Origin of the sequence: Rhodoferax potami (assembly GCF_032193765.1) — a bacterium.
Classification (GTDB): Bacteria; Pseudomonadota; Gammaproteobacteria; order Burkholderiales; family Burkholderiaceae_C; genus Allorhodoferax; species Allorhodoferax potami.
The window spans coordinates 2583081-2609563 of sequence record NZ_JAVBIJ010000001.1; the positions used below are offsets into that span (position 1 = coordinate 2583081).

At 58.9% G+C, this 26483-nt stretch carries 32 protein-coding genes; 13 read left to right on the forward strand and 19 right to left on the reverse strand.

The features are described 5' to 3' along the window. Nucleotides 1-23 precede the first annotated feature (23 nt). Both rpoH and RAE21_RS12385 read left to right on the forward strand, forming a co-directional pair. On the forward strand, nucleotides 24-965 hold the full coding sequence (gene rpoH, locus RAE21_RS12380) for an RNA polymerase sigma factor RpoH (protein ID WP_313881615.1): 942 nt from the start codon (nucleotides 24-26) through the stop codon (nucleotides 963-965). Between the two features lie 119 nt (nucleotides 966-1084). Further along, on the forward strand, nucleotides 1085-2047 hold the full coding sequence (locus tag RAE21_RS12385; protein ID WP_428984023.1) for a Bug family tripartite tricarboxylate transporter substrate binding protein: 963 nt from the start codon (nucleotides 1085-1087) through the stop codon (nucleotides 2045-2047). Between the two features lie 65 nt (nucleotides 2048-2112). Here the strand turns inward: RAE21_RS12385 and RAE21_RS12390 are convergent, their stop codons facing one another. The 5 genes from RAE21_RS12390 to RAE21_RS12410 are packed head-to-tail and all read right to left on the reverse strand — an operon-like array spanning nucleotide 2113 to nucleotide 6164. Further along, complete coding sequence (locus RAE21_RS12390; protein ID WP_313881616.1) at nucleotides 2113-2718, reverse strand: SCO family protein; 606 nt, start codon at nucleotides 2716-2718, stop codon at nucleotides 2113-2115. Next, nucleotides 2715-3611 carry a heme o synthase gene (gene cyoE / locus RAE21_RS12395; protein ID WP_313881617.1) on the reverse strand — a complete coding sequence of 299 codons (897 nt, stop codon included), beginning with the start codon at nucleotides 3609-3611 and terminating at the stop codon, nucleotides 2715-2717. Before cyoE ends, RAE21_RS12390 begins: the two co-directional genes overlap by 4 nt. A gap of 24 nt (nucleotides 3612-3635) precedes the next feature. Continuing rightward, nucleotides 3636-4760 carry a COX15/CtaA family protein gene (locus tag RAE21_RS12400; RefSeq protein ID WP_313881618.1) on the reverse strand — a complete coding sequence of 375 codons (1125 nt, stop codon included), beginning with the start codon at nucleotides 4758-4760 and terminating at the stop codon, nucleotides 3636-3638. Nucleotides 4761-4768: 8 nt separating this feature from the next. Further along, a complete protein-coding gene (locus RAE21_RS12405; RefSeq protein ID WP_313881619.1) occupies nucleotides 4769-5461 on the reverse strand; it encodes a hypothetical protein in 693 nt (230 codons plus the stop codon). Next, nucleotides 5454-6164, reverse strand: a complete 711-nt coding sequence (locus RAE21_RS12410; protein WP_313881620.1) for an SURF1 family protein — start codon at nucleotides 6162-6164, stop codon at nucleotides 5454-5456. Before RAE21_RS12410 ends, RAE21_RS12405 begins: the two co-directional genes overlap by 8 nt. A gap of 42 nt (nucleotides 6165-6206) precedes the next feature. Here RAE21_RS12410 and RAE21_RS12415 point away from each other — a divergent pair, with 42 nt between their 5' ends. After that, the gene (locus RAE21_RS12415; protein ID WP_313875186.1) at nucleotides 6207-6428 is read left to right on the forward strand and encodes a twin transmembrane helix small protein; all 222 of its coding nucleotides are present in this window, start codon (nucleotides 6207-6209) and stop codon (nucleotides 6426-6428) included. Between the two features lie 55 nt (nucleotides 6429-6483). Here RAE21_RS12415 and RAE21_RS12420 read toward each other — a convergent pair whose 3' ends face one another. The 8 genes from RAE21_RS12420 to RAE21_RS12455 form a co-directional block, all read right to left on the reverse strand. Next, nucleotides 6484-7365 (reverse strand): cytochrome c oxidase subunit 3, encoded by an 882-nt coding sequence (locus RAE21_RS12420; RefSeq protein WP_313881621.1) that lies wholly within the window; start codon nucleotides 7363-7365, stop codon nucleotides 6484-6486. 52 nt (nucleotides 7366-7417) lie between these two features. Next, on the reverse strand, nucleotides 7418-7627 hold the full coding sequence (locus RAE21_RS12425) for a DUF2970 domain-containing protein (RefSeq protein ID WP_313881622.1): 210 nt from the start codon (nucleotides 7625-7627) through the stop codon (nucleotides 7418-7420). Beyond that, the gene (locus tag RAE21_RS12430; RefSeq protein WP_313875183.1) at nucleotides 7627-8223 is read right to left on the reverse strand and encodes a cytochrome c oxidase assembly protein; all 597 of its coding nucleotides are present in this window, start codon (nucleotides 8221-8223) and stop codon (nucleotides 7627-7629) included. The genes RAE21_RS12425 and RAE21_RS12430 overlap by 1 nt, the downstream gene beginning before the upstream one ends. A gap of 1 nt (nucleotide 8224) precedes the next feature. Then, nucleotides 8225-8341: a cytochrome oxidase small assembly protein gene (locus RAE21_RS12435; RefSeq protein WP_313875182.1), complete on the reverse strand. Its 117-nt coding sequence runs from the start codon at nucleotides 8339-8341 to the stop codon at nucleotides 8225-8227. After that, nucleotides 8341-9957, reverse strand: a complete 1617-nt coding sequence (ctaD, locus tag RAE21_RS12440) for a cytochrome c oxidase subunit I (RefSeq protein ID WP_313881623.1) — start codon at nucleotides 9955-9957, stop codon at nucleotides 8341-8343. The genes RAE21_RS12435 and ctaD overlap by 1 nt, the downstream gene beginning before the upstream one ends. Nucleotides 9958-9998: 41 nt before the next feature. Further along, entirely contained in the window at nucleotides 9999-11183 is a 1185-nt protein-coding gene (coxB, locus tag RAE21_RS12445; protein WP_313881624.1) for a cytochrome c oxidase subunit II, read from the reverse strand. A gap of 56 nt (nucleotides 11184-11239) precedes the next feature. Continuing rightward, entirely contained in the window at nucleotides 11240-11716 is a 477-nt protein-coding gene (locus RAE21_RS12450; RefSeq protein ID WP_313875179.1) for a DUF2244 domain-containing protein, read from the reverse strand. Nucleotides 11717-11868: 152 nt separating this feature from the next. Continuing rightward, a complete protein-coding gene (locus tag RAE21_RS12455; RefSeq protein ID WP_313881625.1) occupies nucleotides 11869-12747 on the reverse strand; it encodes a methyltransferase domain-containing protein in 879 nt (292 codons plus the stop codon). A gap of 258 nt (nucleotides 12748-13005) precedes the next feature. Here RAE21_RS12455 and RAE21_RS12460 point away from each other — a divergent pair, with 258 nt between their 5' ends. Both RAE21_RS12460 and trmL read left to right on the forward strand, forming a co-directional pair. Continuing rightward, entirely contained in the window at nucleotides 13006-13500 is a 495-nt protein-coding gene (locus RAE21_RS12460) for a ComF family protein (RefSeq protein ID WP_313881626.1), read from the forward strand. A gap of 11 nt (nucleotides 13501-13511) precedes the next feature. Next, nucleotides 13512-13976: a tRNA (uridine(34)/cytosine(34)/5-carboxymethylaminomethyluridine(34)-2'-O)-methyltransferase TrmL gene (gene trmL, locus RAE21_RS12465; protein ID WP_313875176.1), complete on the forward strand. Its 465-nt coding sequence runs from the start codon at nucleotides 13512-13514 to the stop codon at nucleotides 13974-13976. Nucleotides 13977-14005: 29 nt separating this feature from the next. Here trmL and RAE21_RS12470 read toward each other — a convergent pair whose 3' ends face one another. After that, nucleotides 14006-14461, reverse strand: a complete 456-nt coding sequence (locus RAE21_RS12470; protein WP_313881627.1) for a MaoC family dehydratase — start codon at nucleotides 14459-14461, stop codon at nucleotides 14006-14008. Nucleotides 14462-14515: 54 nt separating this feature from the next. Beyond that, nucleotides 14516-15133, reverse strand: a complete 618-nt coding sequence (locus RAE21_RS12475; protein WP_313881628.1) for a ParA family protein — start codon at nucleotides 15131-15133, stop codon at nucleotides 14516-14518. Nucleotides 15134-15173: 40 nt separating this feature from the next. On the opposite strand from RAE21_RS12475, the gene kefF reads away from it, so the two are divergent. From kefF to RAE21_RS12495, 4 genes are all read left to right on the forward strand, one after another. Beyond that, nucleotides 15174-15797 carry a glutathione-regulated potassium-efflux system oxidoreductase KefF gene (kefF, locus tag RAE21_RS12480; protein ID WP_313881629.1) on the forward strand — a complete coding sequence of 208 codons (624 nt, stop codon included), beginning with the start codon at nucleotides 15174-15176 and terminating at the stop codon, nucleotides 15795-15797. A gap of 1 nt (nucleotide 15798) precedes the next feature. Then, nucleotides 15799-17625, forward strand: a complete 1827-nt coding sequence (kefC, locus tag RAE21_RS12485) for a glutathione-regulated potassium-efflux system protein KefC (protein ID WP_313881630.1) — start codon at nucleotides 15799-15801, stop codon at nucleotides 17623-17625. A 25-nt stretch (nucleotides 17626-17650) separates the two neighbouring features. Continuing rightward, entirely contained in the window at nucleotides 17651-18085 is a 435-nt protein-coding gene (locus RAE21_RS12490; RefSeq protein ID WP_313875171.1) for a DUF1841 family protein, read from the forward strand. Between the two features lie 93 nt (nucleotides 18086-18178). Beyond that, nucleotides 18179-18793, forward strand: a complete 615-nt coding sequence (locus RAE21_RS12495; protein WP_313881631.1) for a hypothetical protein — start codon at nucleotides 18179-18181, stop codon at nucleotides 18791-18793. Between the two features lie 35 nt (nucleotides 18794-18828). Here RAE21_RS12495 and RAE21_RS12500 read toward each other — a convergent pair whose 3' ends face one another. Further along, entirely contained in the window at nucleotides 18829-20493 is a 1665-nt protein-coding gene (locus RAE21_RS12500) for an aminotransferase class III-fold pyridoxal phosphate-dependent enzyme (RefSeq protein WP_313881632.1), read from the reverse strand. A 41-nt stretch (nucleotides 20494-20534) separates the two neighbouring features. Between RAE21_RS12500 and asd the strand changes: the two genes are divergently transcribed. Continuing rightward, nucleotides 20535-21416, forward strand: a complete 882-nt coding sequence (gene asd, locus RAE21_RS12505) for an archaetidylserine decarboxylase (RefSeq protein WP_313881633.1) — start codon at nucleotides 20535-20537, stop codon at nucleotides 21414-21416. On the opposite strand, the gene RAE21_RS12510 is transcribed toward asd, so the two are convergent. Both RAE21_RS12510 and lplT read right to left on the reverse strand, forming a co-directional pair. Then, nucleotides 21360-22643, reverse strand: a complete 1284-nt coding sequence (locus RAE21_RS12510; RefSeq protein WP_313881634.1) for a glycosyltransferase family 4 protein — start codon at nucleotides 22641-22643, stop codon at nucleotides 21360-21362. The two genes, asd and RAE21_RS12510, sit on opposite strands and share 57 nt — an antisense overlap. A gap of 63 nt (nucleotides 22644-22706) precedes the next feature. After that, a complete protein-coding gene (lplT, locus tag RAE21_RS12515) occupies nucleotides 22707-23939 on the reverse strand; it encodes a lysophospholipid transporter LplT (protein ID WP_313881636.1) in 1233 nt (410 codons plus the stop codon). Nucleotides 23940-24076: 137 nt separating this feature from the next. Here lplT and RAE21_RS12520 point away from each other — a divergent pair, with 137 nt between their 5' ends. Next, entirely contained in the window at nucleotides 24077-24547 is a 471-nt protein-coding gene (locus RAE21_RS12520) for a hypothetical protein (RefSeq protein WP_313881637.1), read from the forward strand. Between the two features lie 60 nt (nucleotides 24548-24607). On the opposite strand, the gene RAE21_RS12525 is transcribed toward RAE21_RS12520, so the two are convergent. Then, nucleotides 24608-25273 carry a c-type cytochrome gene (locus RAE21_RS12525; RefSeq protein ID WP_313881638.1) on the reverse strand — a complete coding sequence of 222 codons (666 nt, stop codon included), beginning with the start codon at nucleotides 25271-25273 and terminating at the stop codon, nucleotides 24608-24610. 120 nt (nucleotides 25274-25393) lie between these two features. Here RAE21_RS12525 and RAE21_RS12530 point away from each other — a divergent pair, with 120 nt between their 5' ends. Both RAE21_RS12530 and RAE21_RS12535 read left to right on the forward strand, forming a co-directional pair. Further along, entirely contained in the window at nucleotides 25394-26248 is an 855-nt protein-coding gene (locus RAE21_RS12530) for an AAA family ATPase (protein ID WP_313881640.1), read from the forward strand. 10 nt (nucleotides 26249-26258) lie between these two features. Beyond that, nucleotides 26259-26480: a hypothetical protein gene (locus RAE21_RS12535; protein WP_313875162.1), complete on the forward strand. Its 222-nt coding sequence runs from the start codon at nucleotides 26259-26261 to the stop codon at nucleotides 26478-26480. The last annotated feature ends 3 nt before the right edge of the window (nucleotides 26481-26483 follow it).

The following is a 26483-nucleotide window of genomic DNA, read 5'->3' on the forward strand; positions in this document are numbered from 1 at the left end:
AGTTTGAAGAGAAGGAGTTCCCTATGTCCGCATTGATCGCTGCCCCCCGCACCGCCCTGGCCACGGCCAACCCGTGGTCACTGGTGCCGCCGTTGGGGAACTTGGACGCCTACATTTCCGCCGCCAACCGCTTGCCGCTGCTCACGCTGGAAGAAGAGCAGGAATACGCCCGCAAGTTCAAGAACGACAACGATCTTGAGGCTGCCGGTAAGTTAGTGCTCTCTCACTTGCGTTTGGTAGTGTCGGTTGCCCGCCAATACCTGGGTTATGGCCTGCCCCACGGCGACCTGATTCAGGAAGGTAATGTGGGCCTGATGAAAGCGGTCAAACGCTTCGACCCCGAACAAGGTGTACGCTTGGTGAGCTACGCACTGCACTGGATCAAGGCCGAAATCCACGAATACATCCTGAAAAATTGGCGCATGGTGAAGGTGGCCACCACCAAGGCCCAGCGCAAACTGTTTTTCAACCTGCGCTCGATGAAGCAACGCTTCAAGGGCGAAGACGCTGCTGCCGACCTCGACACCCACCGCGACACCCTGAACCCCGACCAAGTCCGCACCATGGCGCGGGAACTGAACGTGAAGCCCGAAGAGGTGCTGGAAATGGAAGCACGCCTGGCCGGTGGCGACGTGCTGCTGGACCCCAGCCCTTCGGACGATGGCGAAGATGCCTTCGGCCCGATCACCTATCTGACGGACACCAACCACGAGCCGGTGGCGATGATTGAGGCCCGCCAACGCGACGTGTTAGCCACAGACGGCATCGCCACTGCGCTGAACAGCTTGGACGACCGCAGCCGCCGCATCGTGGAAGAGCGCTGGCTCAAGGTGAACGACGACAATTCCGGCGGCATGACGCTGCACGACCTGGCCGCCGAATACGGCGTGAGCGCCGAGCGCATTCGCCAGATCGAAGTGGCCGCCATGAAGAAGATGAAAACGGCGCTCGCCGCCTACGCCTGAGGCTGCAGCGGCACAGGCCGCACAACTTCACGCACAATGCCCCTGCCGGCCCCGCCTGCAGGGGCTTTTTCTTGGACACAGAGTCAATGACACCTACACGCCGCACCGCTGCAGTTGCTATGCTTTCCATAGCTACCTGCGCTCTATCTATGGGCGCCAACGCCCAAAACAACACCCAAACAGCTGCATGGCCGACCAAACCGGTCCGCATCATCGTCGGCTTCCCGGGCGGATCATCGCCAGACCTGACGGCGCGGGCGTTTGCCGAACCCTTGTCCAAAGCCTTGGGGCAGCCGGTGATTGTGGAAAACAAGGTGGGTGCTGCGGGCAACATCGCCGCCGACGCGGTTGCCAAAGCCTCGGATGACCACACCATCGGGCTGATGATCAACGGCAACATGACGATTGCCAAGTTGCTCAACCCCAAGCTGAGCTATGACCCGCTCAAAGACTTGACGCCGGTGAGCCTGCTGGGCGTGTCGCCGCTGGTGCTTACAGCGCCTGCTGGTGCACCGGGCAACAATGCCACCGAGTTTCTGGCCGCAGCGCGGGCCTCCGGCGACAAGTGGAACTACGGCACACCGGGCGTGGGCACCGTGGGTCATATCGGCATGGAACTGCTCAAAGCCAAAGCGCGCATCGCTCCCCTGCACGTGCCCTACGCCGGTTACCCGCAAGTGGCTACTGCCATGATCGCGGGTGATTTGCAGCTGAGCCTGTTGCCCCCTGCCCTGGCATCTGCGCAAATCAAGGCCGGCAAGCTCAAAGCCATCGGCATCACCGCCAGTGTGCGCAGTGCCTTGGTTCCGGAGATTCCCAGCTTGTCAGAAGCCGGGGTGAAGGACCTGAACCTGGAGATCTGGAACGCCGTAGCCGCGCCCAACAGCATGCCCAAGCCGGTGGTGGCGCGTTTGTCCCGCTTGTTCAGTGAGATTGCCCGCAGCCCGGAGATGCGTCAAAAAATGTTCCAGCAGGGCTGGACGGTGCAGGGCACCTCGGCCGAAGGACTGGCCAACCGGATCAAAGCGGATACCGCCCTGCTAGGCGGCATCATCACTCAGCAGGGCATCAAAACCGATTAAGCGGCGAGCATCGCCCGTCTGAGCGCCCCCACGGCAGGGGTGTGGCGCTCACCTTTACAAGCAGCTCAGGACTTCAGCAGGTGCTGAATATCGGCTGCAAGCACCTTCGCCCCGCTGCCATAGCGGGTGAACAAGCGGAGGTTGCCTTTGGTGTCATAGATGTAGCTACCGGCGGAGTGGTCCATGGTGTAGCTGGTCGGGGTCTGGCCATCGACGCGCTTGTAGTACACCTTGAAATCTTTCGCCAATGCGGCCAGCTTGTCGGGCGTGGTGTAGAGCGCGAGGAAGGTGGGGTCAAAGTTCTCCATGTAGCCCTTGAGCACCTCGGGCGTATCGCGCGCGGGGTCCACGGTCACAAAGAGGCCTTGCAACTTGTCCCCATCGGCCCCCAGCGCTTTTTTGACTTCAGCCAACTCGGTCATGGAGGTCGGGCACACGTCTGGGCACTGGGTGAAGCCAAAAAACATCACCACGATCTTGCCTTTGAAGTCTCCGAGGCGGCGTACCTGGCCATTGTGGTCGGTGAGCTCAAAGTCTTTGGCATAGGTCACGCCGGTCACATCCACCGATGAAAACTGGGGCTTGGACTCAGAGCAAGCACTCAACAAGCCACCAACGCCCGCAAATAGTGCGCCGGTAGCTATCAAACCGATAGCAGAACGTTTTTTCATAGTAAGTAATGATCCAGCAGCAAGGCCGCAAACAACACACTCAGGTGAATGAGCGAAAAGCGAAAGGTGGCACGTGCCAGCTCATCCGAGTAATGGCGCAGCAGTCGCACCGCATACCAGCAAAAACCCAGACTCAGGCCCACCGCCACCACCAGATACAGCCAGCTGCTCATGCCATACACAAAGGGCAACAAGCACGCAGCCAGCAACATGAAGGTGTAAAGCAGAATTTGCAGGCGGGTGAATTCGCTGCCATGGGTGACGGGCAACATCGGCAGGCCCGACTTGCGGTAGTCCTCGACGCGGTACAAGGCCAAGGCCCAGAAGTGCGGAGGTGTCCACAAGAAGATGATCAAAAACAGGATCAGGGCTTCAGGGCCGACATCCCCGGTCATGGCCGACCAGCCCAACACGGGCGGCATGGCGCCCGATGCGCCGCCGATCACGATGTTCTGAGGAGTCAAGGGCTTGAGGATCACGGTATAGATCACCGCGTAGCCGACAAAGGTGGCGAAAGTAAGCCACATGGTGAGCGGGTTGACCCAAAAGTACAAGATGGCAGAGCCGGCTGCACACAACATGGCTGAGAAGATCAGCGTCTGGGTGTCGCTCAACTCGCCCCTCGCAGTGGGACGCCACGCAGTGCGCTTCATTTTGGCGTCGATGCCTTTTTCCACGATGCAATTGAACGCCGCCGCCGCGCCGGCAACGAGGTAAATGCCAAAGCAAGCTACCGCGGCATGGAGTACTTGCGCTGCCGTCGGCGCGCCCGGCACAGCCAGCACCATGCCGATGAGCGCACAAAAAACAATCAGCTGAATCACACGGGGCTTCGTCAGGGCGTGGAATTGCGCCAGCACAGAGGGCTTGGGGGCGGCCATATCAACAGTCATTCGGATTCTCTGGTTTTTGTTCTATCAGCCGGCGGCATCCGCATTGCGGCTCCGGACCCACGCCCACACTAACACCATGACCAGCGCGCCTGCGCCGCCTGTGTGCATGACGGCGGCCAGCAAGGGCCAGCCGAGTACCACGTTGCTCAAGCCGGTGGCTAGTTGCAGCAGCAACAAGGCGCACAACCAAAGCGCCGGTCGTTTCAGCACCGGCTGCCGGTACCAATACCAAGCCAAGGCCCCCAACAAGGCAAAGGTGAGCATCGCCATCATGCGGTGTCCCATGTGTATTGCGGTGAGCGCCTGAAAGCTCAGCGACTCCCCAGAGGCTGTCAGCCCCAAAGGGCGCCAAAACTCGAGGGCGGCAGCCCAGTCCATAGGTGGCCACATGGTGCCTTGGCATCCCGGGAATTCGGTACAGGCCAAGACCGCGTAGTTGGTGCTGACCCATGCACCCGATGCCGCCTGAAGCACCAACAGGGCAAGGCCAGCTACGGTCCAGATCACATAAGAACGCGGCAATTTCCGGCTGCGGGAGGACAGCACACTCTTCGGTTGCCCCATGGCCACTTGCGCCACGAGCAGTGCCAGCAAGGTGTAACCCCCCAGCAAGTGCAAACTGACGATCGCAGGAAAAAGCTTCATGGTGACCGTCAAGGCACCAAAAGCGCCCTGCACACAGACCCACACCAGCGTAACCGTCGGCCACCATGGGTTCACGGAGGTCGACGGAGAACGCTTATAGCTCCGCCAAGCCCAGACAGTCATGAGCGTGATCAATGCGCCCACGCCGGTTGCCATATAGCGGTGGACCATTTCGATCCAGGCTTTTCCGTGGGTCACAGGGCCCTCGGGCAATAGGGACTGCGCCATGGCGATGTCATGTTTGGCGCCCAGGGGGCTGGCATTGCCGTAGCAGCCGGGCCAGTCAGGGCACCCGAGTCCGCTGTCCGTCAGCCGCGTAAATGCGCCAAATAGCACCAGGTCGAAGGTCAAGAACAGGGTCACTGCGACCAACGCCTGGTAGCGGCTGGGGCCGGAGCCGCCCCGGTGGCGCAGATAGACCCAGAGTGCGGGCACGCTGGCAATCAAGGCACCGATCACCAGTACCCGCAAGAGCGGGCTCAAGTCGTACAAGCTAGTTTCCATGGTGGTACCTATTCGCGCCCTGCACGATCCCAGAACTGGGCTGCGCGCATCAAACGGTCTAAATCACGCTTGACCTTGAGGGCTGTTTCCGCGTTCAAGCCCGCAGGGAAACGCATCATCCAGTTGCCTAAAGGGTCCACCAGATACAAATGATCTTCCAGCTGGCGGCCCGGCTCTGCCTGCAGCCACTGGGCCAATGCCTCCCCGGGCACCCGAAGTACGGTGGCGTCTTTTAGTGCAGGCTGCAACTCGGCAGATACCGGCACCTCATCCTTCACCAGCCAGACCCAATCGAGGCGGTCTTTCTCTTTCCCCAGACCCTCGCGCAGTTGGCGTTGCAGGTAGAGATGCTGTTGGCATGCGGACTCACACGCACCGCTGGCCACACTCACAAAGAGCCACTGCCCCTTGAGCGCCGGAAGTTGCACCGGAGCACCTTGCAAGTTGGCAGCAGCAACAGCCGGCAAAGGTCGCTGCGGTTGAATCAACTCACCGAAATTGCGACGCCCTTCGGGCCGGATGACGTAGTAAGTGAAATACGAGGCAATCACTGGCGCGGCACATACCAACATGACAGCCAACATGCGCCAGCGCCCGGCACGCGTATTGACTGCACGGGTCTGGAGCTCGCCGGAAGGCTCTGGCAAGGAGTGAACGGTCAGTCCCAGCGGGCGGTCATCAGGAATCTGCGGGCTAGACATGGAAATCAGGATCCTTGGGTAGTGAAGTGCGTCGTCGCAATTGAAACCAGGCAAACAGTCCGACAATCAGCACGGTGAGTGCAAACCACTGCGCTGCATAACCATGGTGTTTTTCGACCCCGGCGTTGACGACAGGCCAATCCCGCAAGAGCCCCTCAGAGGCTGGTCCGGTTTGAACTACCGTCACATGGGTCGCAAGTGCGAGCCCGGTCTCCAGGCGAAATTGCGGCAAGTCCAGATTTTGCCGTATCGCCCCAACGCTTGGGTCGCCCATCTCATAAAGCTTGGATGGCGGCAAGGCAATTCGACCGGTGACATCCACCGACCCCATAGGCGACTCGACCACCGGGAGTTGGCTGCGATCCACAAAATTACGCGGGACCCAGCCACGCTGGACCATAACCACAGTGTCGGTGTTCTGGATACGCAAAGGCGTAAGGACATAGAACCCGACCTTGGCGTTCATCTGCCGGTTATCTAAAAAAACGGTGCGGTCAGCGATCCATTGCCCACGCAGCTGAACCGGTCGATGCAATACCGACGAGGGGTCTTTGTCCTTGATCCAATCGTCACCGACCAAGGGGGCTGCGTTTTGGGCGACTTGCATTGCACGGACAAAATCCTGCTTCTCGGCGGCACGACGCAACTGCCAAAAGCCAAGCGATAGTGTCAGCGCAGCAGACAGAAAAGCGGCTATTGCCATCGTCCACCAGCGCGTATTCCTATTCACGTAATAATGCCTTTCATGACCTATCTCGCAATCTTGGCCTTTGTTGCAATTCTGGGTAGCCTGGGAGCCGCCCTCTATTTCATGTTGCGCGGCGGAAATTCCCAGCACGCAAAATCGAAAAACATGGCCCGCGCCTTGGGCTTGCGTGTCGGTGTATCCGTATTCTTATTTCTTTGTATTTTGGTGGCTTGGAAATTGGGCTACATCCATCCGACAGGTATTCCTGAAGGCCGCTGATTGTGACTGAAACAAAAAAGGCACCCGAGGGTGCCTTTTTTGTTGGTGTGCACGATCAGAACCAGTAAACCAGCACGTAGAGCCCCAACCAGACCACGTCCACGAAGTGCCAGTACCAGGCTGCGCCTTCGAAGCCGAAGTGGCGCTCGGGGGTGAAGTGGCCCTTTTGTAGACGCAGTGTGATGAACAGCAACATCAACATACCCACCAGCACGTGGAAACCGTGGAAACCGGTCAGCATGTAGAAGGTCGAACCGAACACCCCAGAATTCAGCTTCAAGTTGTAAGCGGTGTAAGCGTGGTAATACTCGTAGCCTTGAACGAACAAGAAGGTTACACCCAACAAAACAGTGGCCCACATGAAGGCGATCGTCTTTGACCGATTACCGTCAATCAAGGCGTGGTGAGCGATCGTCAAAGTGACACCCGATGTCAACAACAGTGCCGTGTTGATCGTGGGGAGCCAGAAAGGACCCATGGTGGTAAAGGGCTCGACGATGCCGCCGGGGGAAGCTGTCATGCCGGCAGCGACACTGGGCCAAACAGCCTTGAAATCGGGCCAGAGCAAGGAATTTTCCAAGCTACCGAGCGCAGGCACCGAATGTGAACGTGCCCACCAGAGCGCAGTAAAGAAGGCGCCGAAGAACATGACTTCGGAAAAAATGAACCAGCTCATACTCCAGCGGTAGGAGATGTCGATCTTCCGGCCATATTGGCCGCCTTCACTCTCCATCACGGCATCACGGAACCATTGATACAAAACGAACAGCCACCAGACCATACCCAGCATCAAAGAGTATTTGCCCCAGGCAGAACCGTTGATCCACTGACCAGCGCCGAGAATCACGAAGAACAAACCGGCCGACGCCATCACAGGGTGACGGGAGGGGCCGGGCACAAAGTAATAAGGCGTTGTGCCGTGTGTCGCTGAGCTCATTTCTTCTCCATTTCTTCTCAAATCCGAATCTTTACACTGAGGTGGTGCACGCTTAAGCGCCCACCACCCACTTCGCTAGACTGATCAGCCCTACCACCAAAAGCACGGCGGCTATCAAACCCACCAGCACCACATGCAAAGGGTTCACCTTGGACAGATCATCCCGATAGCCTTTGCTACTGCGAATCCCCAAAAAAGACCAAGCCACCAGCTTCACACTGGTCAGAAACGACACCTTCCCTGATGTGGCTTCTTGTGCCATCAAGAACCTGCAGACTCATCAAGCGAGGGCTTCACCACCGCCACGGGTGCCGGGGGCGTCTTTCCACCGACTTCAAAAAAGGTATACGACAAAGTAATCGTCGTCACGTCTTTCGACAGTTTGGGATCAATGACGAAGACCACAGGCCACGATTTCTTCTCGCCCGGCTCCAAGGTGTACTGGCTGAAACAGAAGCACTCCAGCTTGTTGAAGTGCGCAGAGGCTTGCATCGGTGCGTAGCTGGGAATAGCTTGCGCTGACATCCGGCGGTTTTGCACGTTCTGGAACTCATAAACCACGGTGGTCATTTCGCCGGGGTGAACGACCATGGATCGCTGAGCCGGGCGAAACTCCCAGGGCCCACGGGAGTTGGCGTCGAACTCGACGGTGATGCTCCTGGAGGTGTCCACCTGTGAATTCACCGGCGGGGCCTTTTTACCCATGATCACTTGTTCACCGAGGGCCAAGATATTGATCCCGGTCATCTCACAAATGGCTTGATACAAAGGCACCAACGCATAACCGAAGGCGAACATACTGACGGTGATCACCGCCAGCTTGCCCATCATTTTCCGGTTTGCGCGGACATTGGCCATGCTACTTCCCCAACAAAATCATTTTGGCCATGAACCCGAGGAAGAAGACGGCCGCCACCGAGGCCAGAATCAGCCCCAATCGTGCGTTCGCCTTCTTCTGATTAGTAGGCTCAGACATTAGCCGATCACCTTGGTCGCAGTAGCGTCCAATTTGGGTGGGTTTTCAAAAGTGTGGAATGGAGCAGGAGAAGGCACTTCCCACTCCAGACCTTCGGCAGCTTCCCAAGGTTTCTGGGGCGCTTTTTCACCTTTGCCCAACATGGCAGGCAAGACCACACCAAAGAAGAAATACACCTGCGCCAAACCGAAGGCAAAAGAGCCAATGGACGCAATCATGTTGAAGTCAGCGAACTGCATCGGGTAGTCCGCATAGCGGCGTGGCATACCCGCCAGACCCAAGAAGTGCATCGGGAAGAAAGTCACGTTAAACGCGATCAGCGACCACCAGAAGTGCAAACGGCCTTTCCACTCAGGGATCATCACACCGGTCCACTTAGGTGCCCAGTAATAGAAGCCGGCAAACATCGCATACAAAGAGCCCGCCACCAACACATAGTGGAAGTGAGCCACCACGTAGTACGTGTCTTGCAATTGGATATCGATGGGCGCCATGGCCAAAATCAGGCCAGTGAATCCGCCCATGGTGAACACGAAAATGAAGCCCACTGCAAACAACATGGGAGTTTCGAAGGTCATCGAACCCTGCCACATGGTGGCGATCCAGTTGAAGATCTTCACAGCAGTAGGGACGGCGATCAGCATGGTCGCATACATGAAAAACAGCTGACCCGTAACTGGCATGCCGGTTGTGAACATGTGGTGAGCCCACACGATGAAAGACAAGATTGCAATGGAAGAAGTGGCGTACACCATGGAGGCGTAACCAAACAGCTTCTTGCGGGCAAATGCAGGAACGATCTGACTCACGATGCCGAAGGCCGGCAAGATCATGATGTACACCTCAGGGTGACCAAAGAACCAGAAAATATGCTGGTACATCACTGGGTCACCACCACCGGCGGGATTGAAGAAGCTCGTACCAAAATGACGGTCTGTCAGTGTCATGGTGATGGCGCCAGCCAGCACTGGCATTACAGCGATCAGCAAGTAGGCAGTGATCAACCATGTCCAGCAGAACATTGGCATCTTCATCAGGGTCATGCCGGGAGCGCGCATGTTCAAAATGGTGACGATGATGTTGATCGACCCCATGATGGACGAAGCGCCCAGGATGTGCATTGCAAAAATGCCGGCATCCATCGAAGGACCCATTTGCAGGGTCAAAGGCGCGTACAAAGTCCAGCCAGCAGCAGGTGCGCCACCAGGCATGAAGAACGAAGACACCAGCATCAGCGCGGCAGGGATCATCAGCCAGAAGCTGAAGTTGTTCATGCGAGCAAAGGCCATGTCGGATGCACCGATTTGCAGCGGGATCATCCAGTTCGCGAAACCCACAAAGCCCGGCATGATGGCGCCGAACACCATGATCAAGCCGTGCATCGTTGTCAACGAGTTGAACAACTCGGGATTGACCAGCTGCAAGCCGGGTTGGAACAACTCAGCGCGAATCAGCAAAGCTAGCACGCCGCCGATGATCAACATCGTAAAGCTGAACAACAGGTACAAAGTACCGATGTCTTTATGGTTAGTCGCAAACACCCAACGCTGCCAACCCGTAGGGGCATGGTGATGATCGTCGTGGGCGTGATCGTGGTGGTCTAGTACGGCGCTCATGGTGAGGTCCTTCTCAAATTTCTACGTTCTGCCTGAAGACTTTATTTGCGCAAAGCCAGCACTTCGGCGGGCTGCACAACCTGACCGGTTTTGTTAGACCAGTTGTTCTTCGTGTAAGTGATCACAGCAGCGATGTCTGTGTCGCTCAATGTTTTCCATGCGGGCATTGAGCCGTTGTTTTGACCATTCAACAAAATAGCGATTTGTTTGCTCTTGTCAGCGTCGAGCACCACGGCAGCGCCGTCCAACGCCTTAATGGGTCCAGCGCCCTTGCCATTAGCTTGGTGGCAGGCTGCACAGTTCTGGGCATAAACCTTTTCACCGCGCTTGGAGATGTCATCCAGAGCCCAGACTTTAGATGGATCGTCTGCTTTGGCAGCAAGCTTTTTCTTCTCGCCGGCCACCCAAGCGGAGTAGTCTTCTGCAGAGAGCACCTTCACATGGATGGGCATGTAGGCGTGCTCTTTTCCGCACAGCTCAGCGCACTGACCATAGAAGTCGCCAGTTTTCTCAGCACGGAACCAAGTGTCACGCACAAACCCAGGGATCGCGTCTTGCTTTATACCGAATGCAGGGACCATGAAGGCGTGGATCACGTCATTGGCCGTAGTGATGATGCGGACCTTCTTGTCCACGGGAACCACCAATGGGTTATCCACTTTCAACAAATAGTTGTCGATGGACTCGCCTTTCTTGGGGCCACCAGCATCTGACAAGGCGCGCTGGTCGCTGTCCAAGGTAGATACGAAACCGATGCCCTCGCCCTCGCCCTTGATGTAGTCGTAGCCCCATTTCCATTGCATGCCTGTCGCCTTGATCGTCAAGTCAGCATTGGTGGTGTCTTTCATGGCGACCACCACTTTGGTAGCAGGTAGCGCCATCAAAATCACAATGACGAAGGGAACGATCGTCCAGATGATTTCAACTGTGACCGACTCATGGAAGGTCGCGGGTTTGTAACCCACCGACTTGCGGTGCTTCCAGATGGAATAGAACATGACGGCAAAAACCGCCACAAAGATCACGGAACACACGATCAACATGAACCAGTGAAGCCATTGCTGCTCTTGGGCAATTTTGGTGACTGCAGGTGCGAGATTCAGCTGATTCACAGCTGGGCCGCCCGGCAAATCATTCACAGCATGCGCTTGCGTCAAGAGGGATGTCCCGGCAAAAGCACCGGCAGTCCACAGCATTGAAGCCAGTTTGTTCGTTGTGTTCTTCATCTCGTTCACTTTTAGATGCCCCAAAATAATTCACCGCACCGGATTCACGCCTGCCCTCAGGCAGCACGCAAAGCCGAACGAATCTCTCTAGCCAGTTGCGGTCGCAACTCCGGGCGTATGTACCGCCCGACCTGAATGGTTCGCCCACGCTCTGACAGCTCAATCAGCGAAGTATCACTTGCGCGCGGCTCAACTCTCACCCAGCCTCTTTGAAACTCTGCTTTTTCCAGCTTACCGCCACACTCCAGCTCAACAACGAGCCGGTTGTCCAGCAATGCAATGTGCTCTCCGTCGGTCGAATGCCTCGCGTACACGTAAAAGGCCAGCCCGACTGCGATCAACTCCAAGGAGGCGAATGGAATCACCAACGTAGCACCTTGGAACCAGAAGAAAAGCCCGATCCCGATGGAAACCACGCATAGCGCCACATAAGTCCATACCAACTGCAGGGGCGTTACGGAACAATTCCGCCGGAGAAGCCAGTGGACCTGTTGCCCTTCAACTGTCGCAAAGCGAAAACCCGGATTCGTCATGCGTGTCACCCGAAATGAACTGGGTCGATAAATACTCAGTTCAAACTGGAGGGGGAATATGCCATCACCTCGTTCCTAACATTGTATGACAGTAACGAACTTGACAGGCGTCAGCCCGGCGCCACGCAAAGGGGAATCCGTAGGGGTTTTGCCTAGTTTTTCAGGGCGGCGCGCATGTCACCCAAGGAAACACGCGTCTCTGGTGTGACCTTCAAACGCGGCTTGGGCTTGAAGGCATGTCCGTAAACCACTTCAAAAGTGATCGTCAAGCGGCCATCCTCTGCGCCCAGCTCGCGGGTGAGGCGCTCCAACAATTCTTTGCGCCACGCTTTGGTTCTGGTGCCGGCAAAGCGGTTCGTGTGCAAATTACGCCCCAAACCACGCAACTCTTCCAATAGACGCTCCGCTGACGAGTGGCTCAGGGTAATGCGCTCCATGTCCATCACAGGCTCCGCAAAGCCGGCATGCACCAGCATGTCACCCCAGTCGTGCATGTCAGTGAACTGGTGATGCGGCTGCGGCCAACCCGCCACGTCAAAAACACGACGCAACTCCCGCAAGGTATCGGGGCCGAAGCAAGAAAACATCACAAACCCGTCGACAGCCAAGTTGGAGTGCCACTCGCGGATCAACGCCTGTGGGTCCGCGGCCATGTGCAGCGCCATATTGGCCCACAACATTTGCACCGGATTTGCCGCTTTTTCAAACCGGGGCGTGGCGCCCGTCCACCGCCCGGGACTCCACCACGCCGGTGTAAGGATCTTCCGCGAATGCAGTTGCCTGGCAGAGGTGCTTTCGCACACGTAACTTTGTGCTTTGGGATAGCGCTTTTGCACCAGCAAATGCCCTTCATAGCCGCCCCGCGAGGGCTCCCAATCCAACCACGTTGCCGGTTTTTGCACGATCCACTGCAACCGGTCCTCCATGCGGCGGGCGATCTCCTCATGCAGCCAAGGGGCGGACTCCACCGGCGCGTGCGCCCAACGGGCTGCGGCAACCGGGTCTATGGTGGGGGGCTTGTGATCAGTCATGGCCAGGAAAATCGTCGGTCCGCGAGTATATTGGCCCCATGTTCAGCGCCTTGCTCCAAGGGTTAAGCCGCCAAGTACCCAGCGTATGCCGGGTTTGCAGAGTATGGCCCTCGCACCCGGTGTGCGAAGACTGTGTGCACGCATTTGCCCAGCCGGTACACCGCTGCGCGGTATGCGCGCTCGCCATCCCGACTACCTTGCATCAGCTGTAGAGCCTGCACTGACACACCGCCCGTATGGAATGCAGCACTTGCGGCCGTGGACTATGGCTACCCCTGGGACCGGCTGATTGCGAACTTCAAGTTCCAAGGCAACCCGGCTTGGGCGCGCCACTTCGCCACCGTCATGCGGAGTGCGCCTTGGGTAGAGCCCGCTTTGGAAGCGGCTGACTGGGTCATCCCGATGCCATTGGCCCGGGAACGGCTGCTGGAGCGGGGCTTTAACCAATCCGCGCTAATAGCCCGCCACCTGAGCCCTGCCAAAGTGCGGGAGGATTGGCTATTGCGCCTTTATCACACCCCGCCGCAAAGTGGGCTGTCACGCGAAGAGCGGCAACACAACCTGCAGCACGCTTTTGCGATGGAACCGCACAGCGGCGCGCGCTTGCAAGGCCAAAACATCATATTGGTGGACGACGTCATGACCAGTGGCGCCACCATGGCCGCCGCAAGCATCGTCTTGCAGCGTGCCGGCGCTCAGCACATCACAGCATTGGTGTTTGCGCGCACAGCCCGGGCGGATGCCGGAGCGTAGACAATCAGGGCATGTTTCATATTGTTTTAGTTGAACCAGAAATTCCGCCCAACACCGGCAACGTGATCCGGCTGGCGGCCAACACCGGCTGCCAATTGCATTTAGTGGAACCATTGGGCTTTTCGATGGACGACAAGCACATGCGGCGCGCAGGCCTGGACTACCATGAGTACGCTCAACTCAAGCGGCATGCCAGCTGGCAGCAGTTTCTGGAGGATGAGAAACCTGATCCTGAGCGCCTCTTTACGCTCACCACCCGAGGAACACGCAGCCCCTTTGAGGTCGCGTTTCAAGCGGGGGATTGGCTGGTCTTCGGCTCAGAAACCAAGGGAATTTCCGACTTTGTGCGGACTTCATTCAGCCCCGAGCGCAGTTTGCGCTTGCCCATGCGGCCGGAGCAACGCAGCCTCAACCTGTCGAATGCGGTCGCGGTCACCGTGTTCGAGGCTTGGCGCCAAAACGGTTTCGGCAGCTGACGCCGGACGGCGCCCCCTCACGGGGTGGCTCAGGGGTACTGGCGGACCAAGGCCTCTGCCACACAAGCAGGCTTGGTAGCCCCTTCGCGCTCGATCGTGACTTCCCAGCTTTGCTGGACACCCCCGTTATCAATCGGCTCTGCCGACAGCAGCTTCAAATGGGCACGCAGCCGGCTGTTCACCGGCACCGGTGACACAAAGCGGACCTTGTTGAGCCCGTAATTGACCCCCATGCGGGCCTCGGTCACTGCCAAGCTGGACTCCATAAACCGGGGAATCAAAGACAAGGTCAAAAAGCCGTGCCCGATCGGGGTGCCAAAAGGCCCCTGGGCCGCGCGCACCGGGTCCACATGGATCCACTGGTGGTCTCCCGTCGCTTGGGCAAACAAATCAATCTGAGACTGGTTGATAGTGAGCCAGTCGCTAACTGCGACCGTGGTGCCGACTTGGGCGGACAACTCCGCCAGTGTGTCAAAGATTTTCATGCGCAAACTCTAGCCAATGGTGGTCGGGGCGCATGTAGCCCGGGTGACAGCGGGTCAGGTACTCAACCAGTCGCAAATCGGTTGCCACTGCTGCAAGTCGCGCTCGACCTTGCCTGGCGCTACGTCAAATATGGTGAGCCCTCGCGCTGTCGTCTGGATGTAGTTCTGGGTATCGCGCACCGAACCCAGCACCGGCAAGCCCAAGCCGGTGACAAAGTGCTGGAGCTGCTCGGCAGCCAGTGTGCGCTCGTCGACCCGCATCCCGACAATGCCCACCTTGAATTTGTCGGCGCGCGAGCTGGCAGCCAGCTCATCCAAGAAAGGCTTGGTCGCAAAAATGTCAAAAATACTGGGCTGCAAGGGCACGACCACATGGGTCGCGATCTTCAAAATTTCTTTCAAGCGCTTGCCGTGCAAGCCGGCGGGGGTATCCAGCACCACATGGCTGGTGCCTTTGGGCGGCTTGGCAACGCCATCGTCGCTCAGGGCCCAACCGGTAATCGGCTTGGCCGCGGCCGGGCGCAAACTCAACCAGAGCTGCGAGGATTGCTGACGATCGGCATCTCCCAGCATGACGGCGTGCCCTTGGGACGCGAAAAACCCGGCAATTTGGGTGGACAGCGTGGACTTCCCCACCCCGCCTTTGGGGTTCGCAACAACAACCACGGGCATAAACAAAGTCTCCTGCAAATAACTGCGCTATGTTATCGGCATGGTCAATGAAAACCAACCTTCCCCTATTTACGTGATCGCGGCGCACCCGAACTGGCGCGACTCGCGGGTCAATCGCCAGCTGCACACCGCCGCAACCACCACCGCAGGCGTAAGCGTGTGCGACCTGTATGAAACCTATCCCGATTACGCCATCGAGATACAGGCCGAGCAAGCCAAGCTCGAAGCGGCCCAACTGGTCGTGCTGATGCACCCGGTCCAGTGGTACTCCATGCCTGCACTGCTCAAGCTCTGGGTCGACGAAGTGCTGAGCTATGGCTGGGCGTATGGACAGGGCGCCAGCGCCCTCAAAGGCAAAGACCTTTGGCTGGTGGCCAGCACGGGCGGGGCGGAGTCGTCGTACCACCCGCAGGGCTACAACCGCTACTTTTTTGACGCCTTTTTGCCCCCCTACGAGCAGACCGCGGCGCTGTGCGGCATGCGCTTTCTCCCGCCGATGGTGCTGCATGGCGCCCATAGCGCGCCTGCAGCGTTGGTAGCTGAGCACGTGAGCACCTTCCGTGAACGGCTGCAGACCTACCCGCACTGGCCGGAGCTTGATGACCTGGCGGACTGTGTCGCCTGCGAAGTGCCGGAGCAGGACCGCCCTGCAGGGGAGCACTGAGATGGAACACGCACCCGCCTGGCTGCTCAACAGCCTGATTTACCTGAGCGCCGCAGTGATCGCGGTCCCGATATCCAAGGCGCTGGGGCTGGGCGCCATCATTGGCTACCTGGCCGCAGGTATCGCCATTGGCCCCTGGGGCGCAGGCCTCGTCACCAATGTGGAAGACATTCTTCACTTTGCCGAGTTCGGCGTGGTGCTGATGCTATTTTTGGTGGGCCTGGAGCTGGAGCCGCGCCGGCTCTGGAGCCTGCGCCGATCCATCTTCGGCTGGGGCGCGATGCAAGTGCTAGGCTGCACCGCGCTTTTGATGCTCGTGGCCATGGCCTGTGGTGTGGGCTGGCGCTTGAGTCTGGTGGGCGCGCTCGGCTTGGCGCTGTCGAGCACCGCCATCGCCCTGCAAGTAATGGAAGAGCGCAACCAGCTCCCCACGCCCAGCGGCCAGGCGGCCTTCTCCATTTTGTTGTTTCAGGATGTGGCGGCCATCCCGATCCTGGCGCTACTGCCTTTGCTCGGCGCTTCTTCAGGGCAAAACAGTGATCTAGCCCCCGTTGAATATGCGCAAGCAGCTATTAAAACAATAGCAGTCATCGCCAGCATCATCTTGGGTGGGCGCTTGTTGTTGCGCCCCCTGTTTCGCTGGATTGCACGCTCCAACACGCCGGAGATCTTCACCGCCGCAGCCCTGCTGCTGGTGGTTGGCATTTCCGCCCTGATGCTGCTGGTTGGCTTGAGCATGGCCTTGGGCGCCTTTCTGGCGGGCGTGCTGCTGGCAGACAGCGAGTACCGGCGCGAGCTGGAAACCGACCTTGAGCCCTTCAAGGGCCTGCTGCTCGGGCTGTTTTTTATTGCGGTGGGCATGAGCATCGACTTCGGCGTTCTGCGCGAATCCCCGGGTGCGATGGCTCTCGTCGTATTCGGCTTTCTGGCGGTGAAGGGCGCCGTGATCTACACCCTGGCACGCCATATCCAACTCCCATTGGCCGAGCGCCCGGTGTTCACCTTGTTGTTGGCCCAAGGGGGTGAGTTCGCATTTGTCGTGTTTCAGGCCGCGGCCGGAGCCCACGTGTTTCCGGCCGAGACTGCGTCGCTGCTGATTGGCGCGGTCGCGGTTTCCATGCTGCTGAGCCCCTTGGTGCTGGTTGCGGTGGATCGCCTGTTGCTGCCGCGTTTTGCCGGTTCTGGCGGTACGCCCCTTGAGGAAATCGCAGAGCAGCAGGATGCACCTGTCATCATTGCCGGCTTCGGGCGCTACGGGCAAATTGTCGGCCGGATCATGTTGGCAGAAGGCATCTCCACCACCGTGCTGGACCATGATGCCGAAATGGTCGAAGTTGCCCGCAAGCTGGGCTACCGCGTGTTTTACGGCGATGCAACCCGGCTGGATTTGCTGCGCATCTCAGGCGCGGAGCAGGCGAAAGTGCTGATCGTCGCTGTGGATGATGTGGAGCAATCGCTAGCGGTGGTCGATCTGGTGCGGGCCCATTTCCCCGGGCTGCACATCGTGGCCCGTGCCCGGGACGTCACCCACTGGAACCAGCTGCGCGAACGCGGTGTCACCTTGGTAGAGCGGGAGCTGTTTGAGTCGAGCCTGCGCAGCGCCCGCAGCGTGTTGCAGTTGCTGGGCCAACCCGCCCATGCGGCACGCCAGACCACCATGCGCTTTCGCCAACACAACCTCGCCTTGTTTGAAAAAATGCGCCCTCACTTCAAAGACCGCAGCAAGCTGATTGCCACCATCAAACAAGGCCGCCAGCAACTCGAAGAGCAAATGGCCCAAGAGCGGGCAGACCAGGAAAAACGAGATACCACCCGGTGGGTGGACTAATTCTCACCGTGCTAACCTTGAGCCCATGTTCAATCCATCCCAAGAAGACGTACGTCGATTTTTCTGCTCCACCTACGCCAAAGCCAAGGCGGGCCAATCACTTGAAGCTATCGAAATCATAGCGTCGCAATGGATGGACGAGCACCCCGAGTACCGCGAAGACTTTGCCAACCTGGACACCGCGCTGGCCACGGTGTATGAGGCAACCGAAGGGCGCACCAACCCCTTTTTGCACTTGAGCATGCATTTGTCGATCAGCGAGCAGTGCAGCATCGATCAGCCGCGGGGCATACGGCAGGCGGTGGAGCTGCTGACCCACAAGCGGAACTCTTTGCACCAGGCCCATCACGAAACCATGGAGTGCCTGGGCACCATGCTCTGGGAAAGCCAGCGGGCCGGCCGGCCACCCGACGGCAATGCCTATATTGACTGCGTGCAGCGCCACGCCACCAAAGACTGAGCCTGCGCTTTCACGCAACTGTCATGGACCTTGTCACGCCGCTGCCATCATGCGGCGATAGCATGAATCTTCTGTTTACAGGAGACTCCGTCCATGCAGGAATTTTTTAAGCAACTCAAAATCCAGCGCTGGGATGACCATCGCTATTACCACCACAGCCGCATCAACCAGTCTTTGCACTTGGTCAGCGCGATCAGCTTTGTGGTGGCCTATGCGCTGCTCTTCAAAGACCCCGCCGTGGCGGCTTTGGTCGCCTGGCTGATCTCGATGACGGCCCGCCAATCCGGCCACTTTTTCTTTGAACCGCGGGGCTATGACGAGGTCAACAAGGCCACCCACGAATACAAAGAAGAGATCAAGGTCGGCTACAACCTGCAGCGCAAAGTGGTGCTCATGGCCATCTGGGCCGCAGCCCCTGTGATGCTCTGGATCGACCCCACCCTGTTCGGCTACTACGAGGCCACCACCGGCTTTGAAGCCTTTGCCCGTCATACCGGCGAACTTTGGCTGGCCGTGGGCGTGGGTGGCCTGATCTTCCGCACCGTGCACCTCTTCTTTATCAAAGACGTGTTGTCCGGTCTGGTGTGGATGACCAAAATCATCACCGACCCCTTCCACGACATCAAGCTTTACTACAAGGCACCTCTGGCCCTGATGCGTGGCGAACTCATTGAGCCCCGCGGCAATATGGACCACGCACCCACCTGACCGGAACCCGTCGCCAGGTTCCGGCCCTCTGCGGCTCAGAACTTGGCGGCCAGCATCTCCCGCAGGATGCGGCGCTTGATGACCTTGTGCGTCTGGGCGCCATCGGTCCACCACCAACCATCCTGCTGCATCGCCTGGCCTGCCGCCACAAACCGGCGGGTTACCTCCTCAAAGTCCGCATCGCTGAAATTCAAGCTGAAGATCATGCGACCGGTTCCCACCCAGCTCAAGGCCAGCCCTTGCAAACGCAAATAGTGCTGAAACAACCAGTGGTAGCAGCCGGGCTGCGTGTAGGTCACGGTCCAAATGGTCGACAGGTTGGCCACGCGCACCGGCAGACCCGCCGCCTCCATGGCATGGTTAAGCTGCGATGCGCGGCGGTTCCAGACACCGTCCAGATCGGTGTAGAGCGCTTGTACCTCGGGTGTTTCGAGCCTGCGCATAAAGGCATTCATGGCGCCCATCACATAGGGGTGCGAATTGAACGTGCCGCGGGCAAAGCAGATATCTGCGGGTGCTTCATCGCGGAAGCGGCGCATCCATTCGCGCTTGCCGCACAACACGCCGATGGGCAGCCCGCCACCCAGTGTTTTACCGTAGGTCACCATATCGGCACGCACGCCGAAGTATTCCTGTGCGCCACCGGGCGCCAGGCGGAAGCCGACAAACACCTCGTCAAAGATCAACGCAATACCGCGCTCATCGCAAATGGTGCGCAGGGTTTGCAGCCACGCGGCGTAGGCCGCTTTGTCGAACCCGGCTTTGCGCGAACCGTCCAGCAAAGAGCCGTCGCTGGGCGCCGGCATATTGGGGTGCAGGGCCTGCAAGGGGTTGATCAAGATGCAGGCAATGTCGCGGCGCTTACGCAGCACGCGCAGAGTGCCCTCGCCCATTTCAGACAAGGTAAAGGTATCTTTGGCCGTCATCGGGTTGCCGATGCCGGGCTGCACATCACCCCACCAGCCATGGTAGGAACCGCAAAAGCGCACCAGCTTCTTGCGGCCGGTGTGGTAGCGGGCCAGGCGCACCGCTTGCATCACCGCTTCGGTGCCGGACATGTGGAAAGACATCTCGTCCATGCCCGAGGCTTTGCGCAGGCGCTGCACGTTGTCCACCATGATCGGGTGGTAAGCCCCCAGCACCGGACCCAGGTCGCGGGCGATGGCTGCACCTTCGTCAATGCACTCCTTGTAAAAGTCATTGCCCATCAGGTTCACTCCATACGAGCCGGTGAGGTCGATGAACACATTGCCGTCCAGATCGGTCACGGTGACGCCGGAAGACGACTGCAAAAACGAGCCGATCTTCAAGCCCTGCTTGACCATGGACTTGAACTGGTAAGGCACGCGGTAGGCACTGACGAACTGCATGTCCGACAAGCCATCGATCACCGAGGCGCCCGCCTCCAAGGTCTTGGGGTAACGCTGTGCAATACCTTGCACCAGTGCGGCAAATGCTGCCTTGCGGCGTGCCACCACATCGACTGGTGCGCCGTCTACGGCGAAAACCTGCTGCTCGTCGTAGCTGTAGTTGGGCAGCAAAGAAGCCAGCAAACGCGCATTACGCGGATGGCCTGCCAGCGAGCGGTGCTTGGCCAGCGAGAGCTCGGCACGCGCCTTCAATTTGCGCAAAGCCGCTATGGCCGCCGCCGTGCCCACGCCGGCCAACAGCAGGGTTTGGAGTTCTAGAGATTCATTCACGACATTCACCTTTCAATCCAACTTCACTATCAACAATCACCATGCAACTACGTGCACAGATTCAAAAAATCCTCAGCCAGGAAGACCTGAACTTCATGCTGACCAACCGCATTCCGCGCCAGGCGCTCACCCGCTTTCTGGGGTGGTTCAGCAAGATCGAGCAGCCGCTGGTGCGGGATGCCTCGATCGGTATCTGGAAGTTCTTTAGCGACCTGGACTTGCGCGAAGCCAAAAAACAGCGCTTTTCCAGCATGCACGACTGCTTCACCCGCGAACTCAAAGACGGCGCACGACCCGTGGCACAAGATGTGGATGCCATGACCAGCCCGGTCGATGCCATCGTGGGCGCGAGCGGCCCCATTGAAGGCACCCGCGTGTTCCAGGCCAAAGGCTTCCCGTACACCCTGGAAGACCTGTTGGGCCCGGACGCAGACGTCAGCGAATGGCGTGACGGCAGCTTTGTCACCCTGCGCCTCACATCCAGCATGTACCACCGCTTCCACGCCCCCCACCACTGCACCGTGGACGAAGTGCGCTACTTCTCGGGCGACACCTGGAACGTGAACCCGATTGCCCTCAAGCGGGTGGAAAAACTGTTCTGTAAAAACGAGCGCGCCTTCATCGGAACCCGGCTGAACGGCCCGGGCCCGCTGCAGGGGCAACGCGTGGCATTGGTGCCGGTGGCTGCGGTGCTGGTAGCCAGCATCCGGCTGCACTTTCTGGATGTGTTGCTTCACCTGAAGTACACCGGCCCCAAAAAGATCGCCTGTAACGCAAGCTTTGAGCGCGGGCAGGAAATGGGCTGGTTTCAGCATGGCTCCACCGTGATCGTGCTGGCGCCCAAAGGCTTTGTGCTCGACGCAGGCTTAGAGCAAGGGTCGCGGGTGCGAATGGGCCAGCCGCTCCTTCGCTGGCAATCCTGAGGCGCTTGCCCTGCTCGCTGCGGCCGACGCAAAAGGTCTGCCGTGGCGCTCCAGCACCGAGCGCAAGGTGTTCAAGAAGGTATCGGCCACCGCATCCCAGCTGCGGTCGGCCACGGCCTTGGCAGCCGCCGCACGGAAGCGCGCGATGCGTTCAGGGTCCACCGCCATTTGCACTGCGGCATTGACGAAAGACACGTCGTCGCCTGTGGGCACCAACACCCCGTTGTCACCACTTTCAATCAACTCCAGCGCTGCGGCACAGTCGTACGACACCACCGCTAGCCCGCTGGCCAATGCTTCGGGCACCACGTTGCCGTAGGTCTCTGTCATGCTCGGGAACAAAAACAGGTCCGCCGACGCATAGTGCGCAGCAAGGTCGCCGCCCTTTTGCACACCGGCAAAGGTGGCTTCCGGGCACGCCTCGGTCAGCGCCTTGCGCAGAGGGCCATCGCCCACAAACACCAGCTTCACATTCGGCACACGGGCCTTGATGGCGCGGAACGCAGCCACCACTAAGCCCACGTTTTTCTCTTTGGCCAAGCGCCCCACCAGCAGGATGACGGGCTCATCGCCCTGCACGCCCCATTGGCGGCGCAGCGCATCCGATCGGTGTTGCGGGCCGAACTGCTCCAGCGCAACGCCGCGCGACAGCAGCGTCACGTTCTCGTAGCCTCGTGCGGTCAAGTCTTGCACTAGGCTGCGGGTGGGCACCATGGTGGCTTGGGTGCGGTTGTGCAGCTTGCGCAGGTAAGACTCGATCGGCGTCTTTAGGAGGCCAATGCCGTAGTGCTGCGAATAGCTCTGAAAATTGGTGTGAAACGAGCTGGTGATCGGCAGCTGCAACTTGCGCGCTGCCGCTACCGCAGACCAACCCAACGGCCCTTCGGTGACCACGTGCACGATGTCGGGTCGGCGTTCCCCCCAGAGCTTGATCAGACGGCTTTTGGAGGGCATGCCAAATCGCAGCTCACCGTAAGCCGGCAAAGGCACGCCTTTGGAAAGCACTTCATCCAGCCCCTCATGCTGCAATCCAGCTTGCTCGCGCGGCTGGCGCGGTCGCACCACCTGCACTGAGTGGCCTTTTTGCAGCATGCCGTTGACAAGCCACCCCAGCGTCATGGCCACGCCATTGACTTCAGGGGGGAAGGTTTCTGTCACGACGGCAATCCGCAAACTGGAGAGCTGCGGAGCGAAGGACTCGATGAGGAGGTCGTCGGAGGTTTTCACACACCCGAGACTAGGCACCGCACATAACAGCTTGATGATGCTTTTTTGACAGTTTGGCGTCGCTCACGCCACCCGCAGCGGCCACCATTGCCCGCGGTAGAGCCCACACACCAGCGCCATCCCCACAACCACCATGATGCCAAAGCCCCATATCAAGGTGTGCAAAGGCAGGTTGAGCGCAGTGACACCGGCGTAAACCACCAGCATGACCAGCATGCCTGCGTTTTCGTTGAAACCCTGCACCGCAATCGAGCGCCCCGCTGTGAGCAAGGTGTAACCCCGATGCTGCAGCAGCGCGTTCATGGGGACTACAAAAAACCCAGCCATAGCGCCCACCACGATCATCAGCACCGCGGCGGCATAAATCGACTGCACCCACAGCATCATCGGTATCACAACACCCAGCAACAGCCCCAGCGGCAACAGATGGACAGCCCGCTCCAGCACCACAAATCGGCTCGCAGCGATGGCGCCGACCACGACACCCAGAGCGGTTACCCCCTGCAGGTAGGCGGCTTGATCCAGAGGCAGGCCAAACGCCTCGTGCGCCCAACGCAACACGACCAGTTGCAGCGTGGCGCCGACGCCCCACAACAAGGTGGTCACCGCCATGGACATGCCCCCGACCTTGTCGCGCCAGAGCACCAGGTTTTCGCGCCAGAACCGCAACACCAACGTACGCGGGTGAATCGAATGGGCGTCGTAGCGGGCGCCGCTATCGGGGATCCAGAGGCACACCACCATGGCGATGCTGTTCAACAGCAGCAAGACCACCATGCCCCCCGCGTAAGCACTGCCCTCAGCGGGCTGCCAGGCTAGCAACAGGGGACTGATCAAGAGTCCCCCCAGAACCGTGCCCAAAATAACGGCACACACCGTGGCCCCTTCAAAAAATCCATTCGCACGCACCAGCGCTGCGGGCGGCAGCAACTCGGTCATCAGCCCGTATTTCGCCGGCGCATAAAGAGCGGCACCCCACCCTGCCACCGCAATGGCCAGCAGAGGATCCACCCCCTGCAACAACAGCAACATGGCAATGACCTTGAATGCGTTGGACAACACCATCACCCGCCCCTTGCGGAATGCATCTGACGCGGGCCCCACAAATGGTGCCAACACCACATAAAACACGGTGAACCCGATTTTGAGCATTGGTATCCGCCAATCCGCCTCTGCCAACTCCATCACCCGGGCGATCGCCACAATCAAAAACGCGTTGTCCGCAAGGGTGGAGAGAAATTGAACACCCAACAACAAGTAGAACGCTCGGGGCATGGGGCGACTGGAGTTCGGCATAGCGTTGCAGAGAGTAAAGCTGCGCATGCTGCCCGTGGGTTATGAAGCCTGCGTGACACGCCCCGTGACGCAGCCGTGTCATGGATTTGCCGCAATCCGTCCCTAGCATGCTGCGAAACTTGCTACCGGAGCCTGCCTTGCGACACCGACTTGCCCACTGGGCTACCCATGCGTTGATTGGCTGCGCGTATCTCAGCGTTCCGGTGGCTCCGGCCGTAGCCAGCCTGGTGTTTTGGCGGCGGCGATACCTGCTCCGCTACCGGACCACCATGCGCAAAACGCTGACCCATATTCAGGCGCTGCGGCAGGGCCCTGCACTGCATTACTTCCGGGACGTGGCTGGCCAGGTGAAACAAGTGCCGGAGCACATTGAAGGTGAATGCGTGCAGTGCGGCAACTGCTGCATGAACCACCAATGCATGTTTCTGGAGCCTGCAGGCGCAGAAAAATTTCAATGTGGTATCTATCACTCCCCGCTGCGCCGTTGGTCCAACTGTGGTTCGTTTCCGCTCCACGGCCATGACATCGCCCGATACCAATGCCCCAGCTACTATGTCTCGGGCGGTCAAGACAAACCTGTCATCCCGATTCACCCGGCACGGACTTAACGCGCCCCCAAACAAAAAGCCGCTGAAACAGCGGCTTTGAGTTGAGGGAGGCAGTGGCGATTACTTGAATCGGTTTTGCGGCACCACTTGCAAATCGGAGGGCAAGGAGCCCACGTAATTCGCCAGCTCTTTGAGTTCAGCGTTGCTGAACTGCTTGGCAATACCACCCATGATCGCGTTGCCACGACCGATGTTGGCGTTGCCTTCAACTTTGTAAGCCTTGAGCGCAACAAACAGGTAATCGCTGTGCTGGCCGGCAATTTTGGGGTAAGTCGGGTCGATAGGCTTGCTCAAAGACTCGCCGTGGCAGGAGGCGCAGTTGCCTTTGGTCAGCAGTGCGTTGACCTTTTCAGAGGCTGCAGCCGCTTTGCCCAGTGCAGGGGCACCGGCCACCACACCACTGGCTTCGTAATAAGCCGCCAAGTCCGCGATGTCTTGGTCGGTCAAGGAGGCCGCGATACCCTTCATGGAGGGATGCTTGCGCTCGCCCTTCTTGTAGGCATTCAACGAGGCCGCAATGTACTGGCCGGTTTGCCCGGAAATCTTGGGGACCTTGTGGATTTCAGGGAAGCTGGACTGGTAACCCACGATGCCATGGCAGCCAATACACATGGCGTTCTTTTTGGCTCCCGCCTTCACATCACCCTGCACACCCTCAGCATGAGCAGCGAAAACGGTCACAGAAGCGACAAGCGCGGCGGACAGCGACAAGAGAAGTTTGTTCATTTTGCGATGACAATCACAGAGTGATGACGTGGTGGTTTTGTGAAACCATTATATCGAGAAGGCCCTCCGTAGAACCCCTATGTTTGATCGCTATCAAGCAGCAACACAGACGCTTTTGCTATGAAATTCACCGGTACCTCCAACTACGTTGCCACCCAGGACCTGATGCTGTCGGTCAACGCCGCCATCACCCTGCAGCGCCCCTTGCTCGTCAAGGGCGAGCCCGGAACCGGCAAAACCATGCTGGCCGAAGAGGTGTCTGATGCCTTGGGCATGCCCTTGCTGCAGTGGCACATCAAGTCCACCACCAAGGCCCAGCAGGGCCTGTATGAGTACGACGCCGTGAGCCGCCTGCGCGACTCGCAGCTCTCGGATGTGGATGGCGGTGAGCGCGTCAAAGACATCAACAACTACATCATCAAGGGCGTGCTGTGGCAGGCCTTCACCGCCGACCAACCCGTGGCGCTGCTGATTGACGAAATCGACAAGGCCGACATCGAATTCCCCAACGACCTGTTGCGCGAAATCGACCGCATGGAGTTTTACTGCTACGAAACACGCCAGCTCATCAAGGCCAAGCACCGGCCGCTGGTGTTCATCACCTCTAACAACGAAAAAGAGCTGCCCGACGCGTTTTTGCGCCGCTGCTTCTTCCACTACATCAAGTTCCCGGACGCGGCCACCATGCAGAGCATTGTGGATGTGCACTTCCCCGGCCTGAAAAAAGAGCTGGTCAGCGCCGCCATGAAAACCTTCTTCGAGGTGCGCAACCTGCCGGGCCTCAAGAAAAAACCGTCCACCAGCGAACTGCTGGACTGGCTCAAGCTGCTGCTGGCTGAAGACATTCCGGCCGAAGCCCTGCAAAGCAAAGACGACAAAATGGCTATGCCCCCGCTGGTGGGTGCGCTGCTGAAAAACGAACAAGACGTCACGCTGTTTGAAAAGCTGATGTTCATGCAACGCCACAACCGCTGAGCCATACCCGATGAAAAATAATCCGTTGATCGAAGGCCTATCCGACGCCATAGGCTTTGTGGGTGGTGCATTACTGGGCTTCTGGTTGGGCCGCTTGTTAGGACTTGATGTATTCGCGCAGGGCTACGGAGCCGCCAGCATCGGCGGCATTGTGCTGGTGGGTGTGGGCGGTGGACTGGGCCTTCAGGCTGCGCGCCGCTGGCGCAATCGCAACCAGGACAAGGCAGACTAAGCC

What these genes read in the sequence shown, in the direction of transcription:
- rpoH (WP_313881615.1), top strand. Translation starts at nt 24, where the DNA reads ATGTCCGCATTGATCGCTGCCCCCCGCACCGCCCTGGCCACGGCCAAC.
- RAE21_RS12385 (WP_428984023.1), top strand. Translation starts at nt 1,085, where the DNA reads ATGCTTTCCATAGCTACCTGCGCTCTATCTATGGGCGCCAACGCCCAA.
- RAE21_RS12390 (WP_313881616.1), bottom strand. Translation starts at nt 2,718, where the DNA reads ATGAAAAAACGTTCTGCTATCGGTTTGATAGCTACCGGCGCACTATTT.
- cyoE (WP_313881617.1), bottom strand. Translation starts at nt 3,611, where the DNA reads ATGACTGTTGATATGGCCGCCCCCAAGCCCTCTGTGCTGGCGCAATTC.
- RAE21_RS12400 (WP_313881618.1), bottom strand. Translation starts at nt 4,760, where the DNA reads ATGGAAACTAGCTTGTACGACTTGAGCCCGCTCTTGCGGGTACTGGTG.
- RAE21_RS12405 (WP_313881619.1), bottom strand. Translation starts at nt 5,461, where the DNA reads ATGTCTAGCCCGCAGATTCCTGATGACCGCCCGCTGGGACTGACCGTT.
- RAE21_RS12410 (WP_313881620.1), bottom strand. Translation starts at nt 6,164, where the DNA reads ATGGCAATAGCCGCTTTTCTGTCTGCTGCGCTGACACTATCGCTTGGC.
- RAE21_RS12415 (WP_313875186.1), top strand. Translation starts at nt 6,207, where the DNA reads ATGACCTATCTCGCAATCTTGGCCTTTGTTGCAATTCTGGGTAGCCTG.
- RAE21_RS12420 (WP_313881621.1), bottom strand. Translation starts at nt 7,365, where the DNA reads ATGAGCTCAGCGACACACGGCACAACGCCTTATTACTTTGTGCCCGGC.
- RAE21_RS12425 (WP_313881622.1), bottom strand. Translation starts at nt 7,627, where the DNA reads ATGGCACAAGAAGCCACATCAGGGAAGGTGTCGTTTCTGACCAGTGTG.
- RAE21_RS12430 (WP_313875183.1), bottom strand. Translation starts at nt 8,223, where the DNA reads ATGGCCAATGTCCGCGCAAACCGGAAAATGATGGGCAAGCTGGCGGTG.
- RAE21_RS12435 (WP_313875182.1), bottom strand. Translation starts at nt 8,341, where the DNA reads ATGTCTGAGCCTACTAATCAGAAGAAGGCGAACGCACGATTGGGGCTG.
- ctaD (WP_313881623.1), bottom strand. Translation starts at nt 9,957, where the DNA reads ATGAGCGCCGTACTAGACCACCACGATCACGCCCACGACGATCATCAC.
- coxB (WP_313881624.1), bottom strand. Translation starts at nt 11,183, where the DNA reads ATGAAGAACACAACGAACAAACTGGCTTCAATGCTGTGGACTGCCGGT.
- RAE21_RS12450 (WP_313875179.1), bottom strand. Translation starts at nt 11,716, where the DNA reads ATGACGAATCCGGGTTTTCGCTTTGCGACAGTTGAAGGGCAACAGGTC.
- RAE21_RS12455 (WP_313881625.1), bottom strand. Translation starts at nt 12,747, where the DNA reads ATGACTGATCACAAGCCCCCCACCATAGACCCGGTTGCCGCAGCCCGT.
- trmL (WP_313875176.1), top strand. Translation starts at nt 13,512, where the DNA reads ATGTTTCATATTGTTTTAGTTGAACCAGAAATTCCGCCCAACACCGGC.
- RAE21_RS12470 (WP_313881627.1), bottom strand. Translation starts at nt 14,461, where the DNA reads ATGAAAATCTTTGACACACTGGCGGAGTTGTCCGCCCAAGTCGGCACC.
- RAE21_RS12475 (WP_313881628.1), bottom strand. Translation starts at nt 15,133, where the DNA reads ATGCCCGTGGTTGTTGTTGCGAACCCCAAAGGCGGGGTGGGGAAGTCC.
- kefF (WP_313881629.1), top strand. Translation starts at nt 15,174, where the DNA reads ATGGTCAATGAAAACCAACCTTCCCCTATTTACGTGATCGCGGCGCAC.
- kefC (WP_313881630.1), top strand. Translation starts at nt 15,799, where the DNA reads ATGGAACACGCACCCGCCTGGCTGCTCAACAGCCTGATTTACCTGAGC.
- RAE21_RS12490 (WP_313875171.1), top strand. Translation starts at nt 17,651, where the DNA reads ATGTTCAATCCATCCCAAGAAGACGTACGTCGATTTTTCTGCTCCACC.
- RAE21_RS12495 (WP_313881631.1), top strand. Translation starts at nt 18,179, where the DNA reads ATGCAGGAATTTTTTAAGCAACTCAAAATCCAGCGCTGGGATGACCAT.
- asd (WP_313881633.1), top strand. Translation starts at nt 20,535, where the DNA reads ATGCAACTACGTGCACAGATTCAAAAAATCCTCAGCCAGGAAGACCTG.
- lplT (WP_313881636.1), bottom strand. Translation starts at nt 23,939, where the DNA reads ATGCCGAACTCCAGTCGCCCCATGCCCCGAGCGTTCTACTTGTTGTTG.
- RAE21_RS12525 (WP_313881638.1), bottom strand. Translation starts at nt 25,273, where the DNA reads ATGAACAAACTTCTCTTGTCGCTGTCCGCCGCGCTTGTCGCTTCTGTG.
- RAE21_RS12530 (WP_313881640.1), top strand. Translation starts at nt 25,394, where the DNA reads ATGAAATTCACCGGTACCTCCAACTACGTTGCCACCCAGGACCTGATG.
- RAE21_RS12535 (WP_313875162.1), top strand. Translation starts at nt 26,259, where the DNA reads ATGAAAAATAATCCGTTGATCGAAGGCCTATCCGACGCCATAGGCTTT.